This is a genomic window from Kitasatospora sp. NPDC001539, from assembly GCF_040298565.1.
Lineage (GTDB): Bacteria > Actinomycetota > Actinomycetes > Streptomycetales > Streptomycetaceae > Kitasatospora.
The window spans coordinates 1-10,612 of sequence record NZ_JBEPAK010000246.1; the positions used below are offsets into that span (position 1 = coordinate 1).

Genomic DNA, 10,612 nt, shown 5'->3' on the forward strand with positions numbered 1-10,612 from the left:
GGGTCTTCCTGCCCTTCCAGCGGCTCGGCGACACCGACAACACCACCGGCGTCGGGCGCGGCCGCGCCCCCGCCCCCCGCCCCCCGTTTCCCCCGTTCCCCCGTGCTCCCGGCCCCCGTTCCGGGAGATCTGGACCCGGCGTCCCCCGCCGCCGGGTCAGTCCGTCGCGATGGCCGCGAGGACGTTCATCCGCCCGGCCCGGAAGGCCGGGACGAGTGCGGCGATCAGCCCGATCACCACCGAGGCGACCAGCGTCACCGCGACCGTGCCGGTCGGGACGGACAGCGTCCCGAGGCCCTGGTCCCGCAGCACCCGCTGGGCGGTGACGCCCCAGGCCAGGCCCAGCCCGGTGCCGAGCACCGCGCCGAAGACCGCGATCACCACGGACTCCAGCCGGATCATCCGGCGCAGCTGGCGGCGGGAGAGCCCGATCGCCCGCAGCAGGCCGATCTCGCGGGTCCGCTCGACCACCGACAGCGCCAGGGTGTTGACCACGCCGAGCACCGCGACGGTGATCGACAGGCCGACCAGTCCGTAGATCAGGTAGAGCAGGGTGTCGACCTGGGACTGCACCAGCTTCTTGTAGCCGGCCTGGTCCTTGACGGTCAGCTGCGGGTACTGCTCGAGCGCGTGCTCCAGGGCGGTCAGCGTCCTGGTGACGTCGGCGCCGGAGGAGGCCTTGGCGAAGAAGGTCCGGACGGCCGGCTGCTCGGCGGCCGGGACGGCCTCGGCCATGGTGTCCAGGCCGACGAAGGAGCCGTCGCCGAGCAGGCCGCCCTTCCGGAAGACCACGCCCACCGGCAGCGTCTGGGTGCGGCCCCTGCCGTAGTCGACGGTGAGCCGGTCGCCGACCTTCAGGCCGTGGTCCGCGGCGAAGGCCTCGCCGATCCCGAGCGAGCCGTGCCCGACCGAGTCCGGCGTCCCGGAGCTGACCGCGGGGTGGAAGTCGGTGCCGAAGAAGGTGCCCGGCACGGCGGTCAGGTCCGTCCTGGTGCTCTGCCCGTCGGGCAGCCGGACCTTCAGGTGTTCGAAGTCCTTCTGGGTGGTGACGTGGTCGATGCCCGGGGTCCGCCGCACCGCGTCCGTCATCTCCGGGGTGACCCCGGTCGGGCCGCCCGCGATGATGTAGTCCACGCCGACCGACGCGTCGATCTGCTCGCCGGCCGAGGTGACGGCCGAGGAGCTGAAGACCGAGGAGCCGATCACCAGGGCCAGGCCGATCATCAGCGCGGCGGCGGTGGCGCCGGTGCGGCGCGGGTTGCGCATCGCGTTGCGCTGGGCGAGCGTGCCGGAGGGACCGAAGAGGGCGGGGAGCAGGGCCCCGAGCACCCTGACGAGCACGGTGGCCAGCAGCGGGCCGAGCACCACGGAACCGATCAGGGTGAGCACCACGCCGAGGCCCAGGTACCGGCCGCCGGTGGCCGCCTTCTCCGCCGTCCCCGCGAGGACCAGGAGGGCGGCGCCACCGCCGGTCAGCAGCAGGCCGAGGACCGAACGGACGGTGTTGGAACGGGCCTCGGCCGGGGTGCCGTGCTCGCGCAGCGCGGCCATCGGCGCGATCCGGCCGGCCCGGCGGGCCGGGATCCAGGCCGCGACGACGGTGATCAGGACGCCCACCGCGTAGCCCGCGACGAACACGTCCGGTCCGATCTCCAGGTCGCCCGCGTCGAGGTCCATGCCGATCGCGTTCATCAGCTTGATCAGACCGACCGCGACGCCCAGGCCGGCCGCCACCCCGAGGGTCGAGCCGAGCACGCCCAGGATCAGCGCCTCGACCAGCACCGAGCCGTTCACCTGCCGTCGGCTGCCGCCGATGGCGCGCAGCAGGCCGATCTCGCGGGTGCGCTGGGCGACCAGCATCGAGAAGGTGTTGATGATCAGGAACCCGCCGACGACCAGCGAGATGCCGGCGAAGCCGAGCATCGCGTACGTCAGGAAGCCCAGGCCGTCGCCGACCGCCTTGGTGTTCTCGTCCTTCTGCTCGGCCGCGGTCTTGACCTGGTAGCCGCTGCCGACCGCGGCCAGGGCGTCCGCCTTGAGCCGGTCGTCGCTGCGGCTGCCGTCGCCGAAGGCCTCGACGGAGGTGTACGCCGGCTCGCCGAGCAGCACCTGCTGGGCGGTCGGGGTGTCCAGGAAGGCCAGCGCCGCGCCCGGGTTGGTGGTGGTGAAGGTGGCGATGCCGACGATCGTGTACGGGTGCTGCCCGGCGGCGTTGTCGACCCGGATGCGGTCGCCGAGGCGGAGTCCGGCCTTCCTGGCGGTGTCCGCGTCCAGGACCAGGTCGGCGGAGGACTGCGGGACGTGCCCGGAGGTGATCCGGACCGGGTTGCGCGGGGTGTCGGTCCAGTTGCCGACCAGGGTGGGCGCGCCGGTGGTCGGGCCGACCAGCTTGTTGGTGGCCGGGTCGACCAGGATCGCGTCGCCGACCATGACCTGGCCGACGGCCGTCCTCACGCCGGGCACCGCGGCGACCCGCCCGACGAGCGAGGCCGGGACGGTCGGGGGCTTGTCGGCGGCCGGCCGGTCCTCGTCGTCGGCCGGCTTGGGCGGCTGGACCGAGATGTCCGAGGCGGTCGCGGCGAACAGCTTGGAGAAGGTGCTGGTGGCGGTGTCGGAGAACACCAGGGTGCCGGACACGAAGGCGACCGACAGCACGACGGCGACGAGCGAGAGCGCCATCCGGCCCTTGTGGGCGAGGAAGCTCCGCAGCGAGGTCTTGAGCAGCATGGTGAGGTCGTCCCGCCGCTCAGCTGGTGCGCTTGCCGTCGAAACGGCGCATGCGTTCGAGGACGGAGTCGGCGGTGGGCGCGTGCATCTCGTCGACGATCACGCCGTCGGCGAGGAAGAGCACGCGGTCCGCGTAGCCGGCGGCGACCGGGTCGTGGGTGACCATGACCATGGTCTGGCCCAGTTCGTCCACCGAGCGGCGCAGGAAGGTCAGCACCTCGGCACCGGCCCGGGAGTCCAGGTTCCCGGTGGGCTCGTCGCCGAAGATGATCTCGGGGCGGGCGGCCAGCGCCCGGGCCACCGCGACGCGCTGCTGCTGGCCGCCGGAGAGCTGGGCGGGCCGGTGCTTGAGCCGGCCGGCCAGGCCGACGGTCTCCACCACCTGGTCCAGCCAGGCCCGGTCGGGTCTGCGGCCGGCGATGTCCATCGGCAGCGTGATGTTCTCCAGCGCGTTCAGGGTCGGCAGCAGGTTGAACGCCTGGAAGATGAAACCGATCTTGTCGCGGCGCAGCCTGGTCAGCTGCTTGTCCCTGAGGCCGGTGATCTCGGTGTCCCCGATCAGGATCCGGCCGCTGCTGACCGTGTCCAGGCCGGCCAGGCAGTGCATCAGGGTCGACTTGCCGGAGCCGGACGGGCCCATGATCGCGGTGAAGCGGCCGCGCTGGATGTCCACGTCGACCGCGTCCAGCGCGGTCACCTTGGTCTCCCCCGAGCCGTACGCCTTGGTGACCTGACGGGCCGACGCGGCGACGGCGGACGCACCGCCGGGAAGCTGGGGATCGTACACGGCTGCTGCCGTCGTCACTGGATTCTCCTAGGAAGTGGGCCCACCCGTCGCCTCCACCCTCCCGGCGCAACCGGGCCGCGGACCCGGCGGAACCGGGCCGCGTTCAGGCGGGTGGGGACGTGGGATCCACGGTAGGAGCCGGCTGCGGGCCGCTCGTCCTCCGTCGGAATGAAGCGGTGCAACCAAGGATCTACGGGCTGCGGAGCCCCCTCCCCCTAAGGGGGCGCCGCGACCGTCTCGGGGACGCCCCGTACGGGGCCGCGCCGGCCGGGTTCAGCCGGTCAGCGCGGGTGCGGCCAGCCGCTCCAGGGCGTCGGCGAAGCCCGCCACGACGGGGGCCAGCAGGGCGTCCGTCCCGTGGTCGACCAGGGTCGTGCCGTCCGGTCCGGCGGTGATGTGGCGGTCGAGCACGAACCAGCCCTGGGTGATGTGGCCGGCGCCCATCGAGCTGAGCACCGGGCGCAGCGCGTAGTCCACCGCGAGGACGTGGGCGGGCGAGCCGCCGGTGGCGAGCGGCAGGACGGCCTTGCCGGTCAGCGCGTACTGCGGGAGCACATCAAGCAGGGCCTTCAGCAGGCCCGAGTAGGCGGCCTTGTAGACGGGGGTGCCGATCACCACGCCGTCGGCGCGGGCGAACAGCTCGGCGACGGCGACGATCGCGGGGTGGTCGAAGTCACCGGACAGCAGCGCGTGCGCGGGCAGGCTGCGGGCCTCGAAGGGGACGACGTGGTGGCCGCGGTCGGTGAGGTGGGCGTCGACGTGGCGCAGCAGGCGGGTGGTGCGGGAGGTGGCGGACGGGGAGCCGGAAACGGACAGGACGGTGGCCATGGTTCACCTCTGGCTGGAAGGCGGGCTGCGGCTCTGGGGAACGGCGCCGCGGCGGGCAGGGCGCCGCGGGTCGGTGCTCGGGAGGAGTCGGTGCTCGGGCGAGCCGGTGCTCGGGCGAGCCGGGGATCGTCGTGCTCGGGCGAGCCGGTGCTCGGGACGAACCGGTGCTCGCAGAAGGGGGCGTCCCGACGGACGCGGGGCGCGGGCGTCAGCCGCGACAGAGCGAGCAGGCCACCCCACGCCGCAGGTCGACGTGCCGCCGACGCGTGAGTGCCCAACGCTGGTCCATGCCCGAAATGCAAACACGCTGCGTTCGAGGCGGTCAAGAATCGTTTCGGCAGTCGGAACGCCGGTGACGGGACGTTTCAGCGGAACGATCCGGTACGTGCATCAAAACTGCTACAAGAGGCCTGGTGAGGCCCCCGGGGGGAGTCAGCGCGAGCGGGGTCGGGCATCCTCAACGGCATGAACACGTGGCAGGAGGGCCGCCCGGGCGGCGGTGGGAACCCGTACGGCGGCAACGGCGGAGGCGGGGCGGCGGCCGAGCCGCCGCTGCCGGCCTCGCTGAACCCTCGCGGGCCGGGCGCGCCCGCGCCGCGGCAGCCGGCACCGCCGTCGGCACCCTCGGCGCCGTACGCCGGTGTTCCGCCGCAGGGCGCGCCCGCCGGCCCCGGACGGCCCGGCGGTCCGGGAGGTCCCGGCGGTCCGGGTCGGCCCGGTGGCCCGGGCGGCCCCGGCGACGCGGCCGGAGCACGTCCGGCCTCCCCGCGGGCCGGGCGCTGGCCGACGCGCCGGATCGTCAAGTGGTCGGTCTTCGGGCTGCTGATCGCCGTCATGGTGACCGCCGTCTCCACCTACTTCTGGGCGGACTCCAAGCTCAACCACGAGAACGTGCTCGCCGACTACCCCGGCCGCCCGGCGGCCGGCAAGGGCACCAACTGGCTGATCGTCGGCTCCGACAGCCGCCAGGGCCTCACCGACTCCCAGCAGGACGACCTGCACACCGGGCACGACACCGAGGGCAAGCGCAGCGACTCGATGATGATCCTGCACGTCGGGGACAACGGGAACACCCTGATGAGCATCCCGCGCGACTCCTGGGTGCCGATCCCCGAGCACGCGGGCAGCAACGGGAAGCCCGTCAAGGCCACCACCGCGAAGATCAACTCGGCCTTCGGCAACGGCGGCGGCCGCCTGCTCGTGCAGACCGTCGAGCAGAACACCGGCATCCGCATCGACCACTACGCCGAGATCGGCTTCGCCGGCTTCGTGGGCATCGTCGACTCCATCGGCGGCGTCGAGATGCACATCGACCAGGACGTCAAGGACAAGGACTCCGGCCTCGACCTCAAGGCCGGCGACCAGACCCTCAACGGCAAGCAGGCCCTGGCCTTCGTCCGCCAGCGCCACCAGATGGCCGACCAGGACCTCGGCCGGATGCGCAACCAGCAGAAGTTCCTCGGCGCCCTGGCCCACCAGGCCGCCTCCCCGGGCACCCTGCTCGACCCGTTCACCTTCTACCCGCTGGTCGACTCGGCGCTCGGCACCCTGATCGTCGACGACGACTGCGGGCTGACCGACCTCGGCTCGCTCTTCCTCGCGATGAAGGACGTCAACGGCGGCGGCGGCAAGACCATGACCGTCCCGATCGGCAACCCGGACTTCCACACCAAGACCGGCGAGTCCGCGGTGCTCTGGGACACCACCAAGTCCAAGCAGGTCTTCGACGCGTTCAGGAACGACACGGCGGTGCCGGACTTCAAGTGACCGACGGCCCGGCCGGCGGCCACCGCCCCGGCCGTGGCCGACCGGGCGGCGACCGACCAGGCGGCCGCTGACCCGGTGGCCGCTGACCCCGCCGTCAGGCCGCCGGCGGGGTCGGCAGCCGGTCGAGCGTGATGCCGAAGTGCTCGCGGTACGCGGCCAGCGCCCCGGCGTCGGTGAGCTGCTCCTCGGTGCGGGTGCCGTCGGGGGAGGTCCGGATCAGCCGGGTGCCGCTGAGGGTGGTCCGTCCGCCGTCCGGGGCGAGCATCGAGCAGGTGGTCGACCGGGTGAAGTGCGACTGCGGCGAGGTGGTCTGCCACCAGCAGGTCGGCCCGAAGTCGGCGAGCGGGTACGGGCGGGGGTCGAGCCGGTACTGCGGCACGCCGTCCAGCCGCACGTCCAGCTCGCCGTGGTCGCCGTACGGGACGAGCGCGACGGTGCCGAGCGGGTCGGCCTGGGCGGCGCGCTCGTCGAGGCGCAGCGGGCGCAGGGCGAAGCGGCCGAAGCCCACGTCGACCAGCCAGGGCTCGGCCAGGTCCACCCGCAGCGCCAGGTGGTCGAACGGCGGGCCGGGCCGCTCCCCGTCGAAGACCCGGGCGGCCAGCAGGCTCACCCGGTAGCCCAGCGATCGCAGCAACGAGGCGAAGGCGCCGTTGAGTTCGTAGCAGAAACCACCGCGCCGCCGGTCCACCAGCTTGGCCACCAGGGCGGCCGGCTCCAGCACCACCGGCTCGCCGAGGTGGATGCTCAGGTTCTCGAACGGGACCGTCCGCAGGTGGGCCGCCTGCAGCCGCGCCAGGCCCTCCACCGAGGGCGGCCCGGGCTCCGCCACCCCGATCCGCGCCAGGTACGCCGCCCGTACCGCCGGTGCCAGCCCGTCGTGCGCCTGCTTCTCGTCCATCCGCCCATTCCACCCGGGCGGCGGGGATCCGGCCATCGGTCTTTCGACCGAGGTCCTGTCCGGCCGGGCAGCGGGCCGGCCGGCCGGCACCCGGGCACGGCGAACGCAGTGGGAACACCACCGCCCCGGAGCGGGAGGCCGGCAGGTCCGGCTCCCCGCTCCGGGGCGGTGGTTCGGGGCGGCGGTTCGTCACCGGGCCCGGAGGGTGGTGACTACTCGACCACGCCGGACTTGGCGATGGTGATCTTGGCCGAGGTGCGGCCGCTCTGCGAGCCGAGGCTCTCGATCTTCTTCACGAGGTCCATGCCCTCGACGACCTCGCCGAAGACGACGTGCTTGCCGTCCAGCCAGTCGGTGACGATGGTGGTGATGAAGAACTGCGAGCCGTTGGTGTTGCGGCCGGCGTTGGCCATCGAGAGCAGGCCCGGGCGGTCGTGCTTCAGCTCGAAGTTCTCGTCCGCGAACTTCTCGCCGTAGATGCTCTTGCCACCGGTGCCGTTGTGGTTGGTGAAGTCACCGCCCTGCAGCATGAAGGCGGGGATCACACGGTGGAAGCCGGAGCCCTCGTAGCCGAAGCCGTTCTGGCCGGTGGCCAGCTCGCGGAAGTTGCGGGCGGTCTTCGGGACGACGTCGTCGAACAGCTTGAAGACGATACGGCCGGCCGGCTCGTCGTTGATGGTGATGTCGAAGAAAACGTTGGAACCCATGCAGGGATCATGGCACGAGCGGCAGGGCGCCGCGCGCCGCCCCCTCGGAGCCGGAGGTCGGGGCGGCGTGTTATCCGGGAATCGGGCACCCGCGGCGGGCGCTTGAACGAAGGCTTCGACGAAGAGTTCGACGCAGACGTCGACGCACACGGGAACGAGCGCTTCCGCGGGACACGGGGGATGACGGGGTGGGCGGCATGCGGATCGGGGAACTGGCCCGGCGGACGGGCGTGAGCGAGCGCTCGCTGCGGTACTACGAGCAGCAGGGCCTGCTGCTCGCCCACCGCACACCGGGCGGCCACCGGGAGTACCCGGAGGCGGCCGTGGACCGGGTGGTCCACATCCAGGAACTGTTCGCGGCCGGCCTGAACAGCCGCACCATCCAGAAGCTGCTGCCCTGCATGCGGGACGCCGACGGCGGGCCGAACGAGGTCGCCACGCCCCGACTGGTCGAGGAGCTCACGGCGCAGCGCGAGCGGATCGACCGGATGATCGCCGACCTGCTGCGCTCGCGGGACGTGCTGGACGAGGTGATCGCCGGCGCCTCGGGCCGCGCGAAGGCCGCATCGGAGGCGGAGGCGGCGGCTGAGGCGGCGGCTGAGGCGGCAGAGGCCGCGTAGCGCCTCCGCGCCCGGGGGGTGGGGTCAGGCCTTCAGTTTGCGCCAGACCCGCTCCAGGGCCTCGATGTCCGCCCGGTCCAGCCGCTCGGTGAAGACCGGCGCGAGGACGGCCCGCCGGGTGGCGTCGGCCTCGGCGAAGAGGGCGCGGCCCTGCTCGGTCAGCTCGATCTGCACCGAGCGCGCGTCCGAGGCGGAGGGCGCGCGGGAGACGAGTCCGCGCCCGGCCAGGGCGTCCACGACCCGGGAGACCTGGCTGCGGCTGAGCATCGTCTTGGCGCCGAGGTCGGAGGCGGCCACCGGCCCGGGTTGGCGGTTCAGCCAGAGCATCACCTCGAACCAGGAGAGCGGCAGCCCGTGCACCCGGGCGAGTTCCCGGTCGACCCGGGCGGCGAGCGTGGTCCCTGCCCAGACCAGGCCGTAGAAGGCGTGGTCCTGCTCCGACAGCGGGCCCAGGGTGAGATCGGCACGGTCCATGGCGTTCATCGTACCGAGGTTGCGTGCGTGTGCACACAGTATCGGCGGGGCGCCCCGGCCGCCCGCACCGACGGCCCGGGGGTGCCAGTAGCATCGGCCTCCAATCACCTTGAGGGGGGCGGGACATGGGACGGATCGGGGTCTATCTGGCACATCCGCGGCCGGGCAGCTTCAACCACGCGCTGTACCAAGCCGTGGTCGACGAGCTGCGCGGGCGCGGCTGCGAGGTCCGCGCGCACGACCTGTACGCCGACGGGTTCGCGCCGCTGCTCACCGCCGAGGAGACCGGCACGGTGACCGACGCCGGGGCCACCGCCGACTCCGGACTGGCCCTGCACCGCGCCGAGGTGGCCACCCTGGACGCGCTGGTGCTGATCCACCCGAACTGGTGGGGCATGCCGCCCGCCGTGCTGACCGGCTGGGTGCAGCGGGTGCTGGCCCCCGGCGTCGCGTACAAGCTCGGCACCGCCGACGGCGAGCCGACCGGACTGCTGCGGGCCGGCCGGGCCCTGGTGCTGAACACCTCCGACACCCCCGAGGCCCGCGAGCGCGAGGAGTTCGGCGACCCGCTGGAGCGGATCTGGACGGCCTGCGTGCTGCCGTACGTCGGGGTCGCCGACGTACGGCGGACGGTGTTCCGCACTGTCACCGACGCTTCCGCCGCCCAGCGCGCCGGATGGCTGCGGCAGGCGCGCGAGCAGGCGGCCGCGCTGCTCGACTGAGGCGTGCGGGCAGGCGCGCCGCTCGGCCGAGGCGCACGGGCAGGCCGCCGCGCTGCTCGGCCGAGCGCACGGGAAGGCGGGTCGCCACGCGCCCGGGGCGCGCCCCGGGCGCCCTCAGGCGCCGGGCGGGAAGTCGGTGCCGCGGCCGACCGCCGCCCAGTCCTCGGCTTCGGTGCGCGCGGCGTCCAGGTGGCCGAGGACCGCCTCCACGGCGTCGCTACCGAGCGCGAGCCGCAGCGGGGTCCGCTCGGCGTCCAGGGCGGCCAGGATCGCCTCGGCGGCCCTCGCCGGGTCGCCCGGCTGCTTGCCGTCGGAGTCCGGCAGGCCGGTGCGGACCGGCCCGACCACCGGCTCGTACGCGGCGATCGGGGTGGTGTGGGCGAGCGCGCCGCCGCCCGCGAAGCCGGTCCGGAACGCGCCCGGCTCGACGATCAACACCTTGATCCCGAAGCCCGCCACCTCCTGGGCCAGCGCCTCGGACAGCCCCTCCAGCGCGAACTTGGTGGCCGAGTAGGCGCCCACCCCGGGGAAGGAGAACCGCCCGCCCATGCTGCTCATCTGCACCACGGCGCCCGAGCCCTGGGCCCGCATGTGCGGCAGCACCGCCCGGGTGAGCGCGGCCGGGCCGAAGAAGTGCAGGTCCATGAGGTCCCGCAGCTCCCGGTCGGTGTACTCCTCGACGGCGCCGATCAGACCGCGCCCGGCATTGTTCACCAGGACGTCGATCCGGCCGAACCGGGACAGCGCCTCCTCGACGACGGCGGGGATCCGCTCCTGGTCGGTGACGTCCAGCCGGACGGGCAGGACCCGCCCCGGGTGGGCGGCCTCCAGCCCGGCCAGCGCCTCGGGCCGGCGGGCGGCGGCGACCACGGTGTCGCCGGCGGCGACGGCGGCCTCCGCGATAACCTGGCCGAAGCCCGAGTTGGCGCCGGTGATCAGCCAGATCCTGCCGGGGGTCTCCTGGGCGGTCATCCGCGTTCCTCCGTACCCGGCCGGGCGCGGGCCCGGCCGGTCAGGCCCCCGACGGGAGCTGCTTGGCGTGGGCGTGCACCCGGATGGCCGTCGCGATCTCGACCACGCCG

10 protein-coding genes are annotated in these 10,612 nt (G+C 73.6%); 3 read left to right on the forward strand and 7 right to left on the reverse strand.

From position 1 onward, the window contains the following. Nucleotides 1-156: 156 nt before the first annotated feature. The 3 genes from ABT247_RS27590 to ssuE form a co-directional block, all read right to left on the reverse strand. Nucleotides 157-2,727, reverse strand: a complete 2,571-nt coding sequence (locus tag ABT247_RS27590) for an ABC transporter permease (protein WP_350747485.1) — start codon at nucleotides 2,725-2,727, stop codon at nucleotides 157-159. Nucleotides 2,728-2,746: 19 nt separating this feature from the next. After that, nucleotides 2,747-3,532 carry an ABC transporter ATP-binding protein gene (locus ABT247_RS27595; protein ID WP_350747488.1) on the reverse strand — a complete coding sequence of 262 codons (786 nt, stop codon included), beginning with the start codon at nucleotides 3,530-3,532 and terminating at the stop codon, nucleotides 2,747-2,749. Nucleotides 3,533-3,787: 255 nt separating this feature from the next. Next, complete coding sequence (ssuE, locus tag ABT247_RS27600; RefSeq protein WP_350747491.1) at nucleotides 3,788-4,342, reverse strand: NADPH-dependent FMN reductase; 555 nt, start codon at nucleotides 4,340-4,342, stop codon at nucleotides 3,788-3,790. Between the two features lie 465 nt (nucleotides 4,343-4,807). On the opposite strand from ssuE, the gene ABT247_RS27605 reads away from it, so the two are divergent. Beyond that, entirely contained in the window at nucleotides 4,808-6,109 is a 1,302-nt protein-coding gene (locus ABT247_RS27605) for an LCP family protein (RefSeq protein WP_350747494.1), read from the forward strand. A 94-nt stretch (nucleotides 6,110-6,203) separates the two neighbouring features. Here the strand turns inward: ABT247_RS27605 and ABT247_RS27610 are convergent, their stop codons facing one another. Both ABT247_RS27610 and ABT247_RS27615 read right to left on the reverse strand, forming a co-directional pair. Next, nucleotides 6,204-7,007: an arylamine N-acetyltransferase family protein gene (locus ABT247_RS27610; protein ID WP_350747497.1), complete on the reverse strand. Its 804-nt coding sequence runs from the start codon at nucleotides 7,005-7,007 to the stop codon at nucleotides 6,204-6,206. 212 nt (nucleotides 7,008-7,219) lie between these two features. Then, nucleotides 7,220-7,714 (reverse strand): peptidylprolyl isomerase, encoded by a 495-nt coding sequence (locus tag ABT247_RS27615; RefSeq protein ID WP_350747500.1) that lies wholly within the window; start codon nucleotides 7,712-7,714, stop codon nucleotides 7,220-7,222. Between the two features lie 197 nt (nucleotides 7,715-7,911). On the opposite strand from ABT247_RS27615, the gene ABT247_RS27620 reads away from it, so the two are divergent. Next, the gene (locus tag ABT247_RS27620) at nucleotides 7,912-8,334 is read left to right on the forward strand and encodes a MerR family transcriptional regulator (protein WP_350747503.1); all 423 of its coding nucleotides are present in this window, start codon (nucleotides 7,912-7,914) and stop codon (nucleotides 8,332-8,334) included. A gap of 24 nt (nucleotides 8,335-8,358) precedes the next feature. Here the strand turns inward: ABT247_RS27620 and ABT247_RS27625 are convergent, their stop codons facing one another. Continuing rightward, nucleotides 8,359-8,808, reverse strand: coding sequence for a MarR family winged helix-turn-helix transcriptional regulator (locus tag ABT247_RS27625; RefSeq protein WP_350747505.1), 450 nt, complete (start codon nucleotides 8,806-8,808; stop codon nucleotides 8,359-8,361). Between the two features lie 125 nt (nucleotides 8,809-8,933). Here ABT247_RS27625 and ABT247_RS27630 point away from each other — a divergent pair, with 125 nt between their 5' ends. Then, the gene (locus ABT247_RS27630; RefSeq protein ID WP_350747508.1) at nucleotides 8,934-9,530 is read left to right on the forward strand and encodes an NAD(P)H-dependent oxidoreductase; all 597 of its coding nucleotides are present in this window, start codon (nucleotides 8,934-8,936) and stop codon (nucleotides 9,528-9,530) included. Nucleotides 9,531-9,644: 114 nt separating this feature from the next. Here the strand turns inward: ABT247_RS27630 and ABT247_RS27635 are convergent, their stop codons facing one another. Next, complete coding sequence (locus tag ABT247_RS27635; RefSeq protein ID WP_350747511.1) at nucleotides 9,645-10,502, reverse strand: oxidoreductase; 858 nt, start codon at nucleotides 10,500-10,502, stop codon at nucleotides 9,645-9,647. Nucleotides 10,503-10,612: the final 110 nt, after the last annotated feature.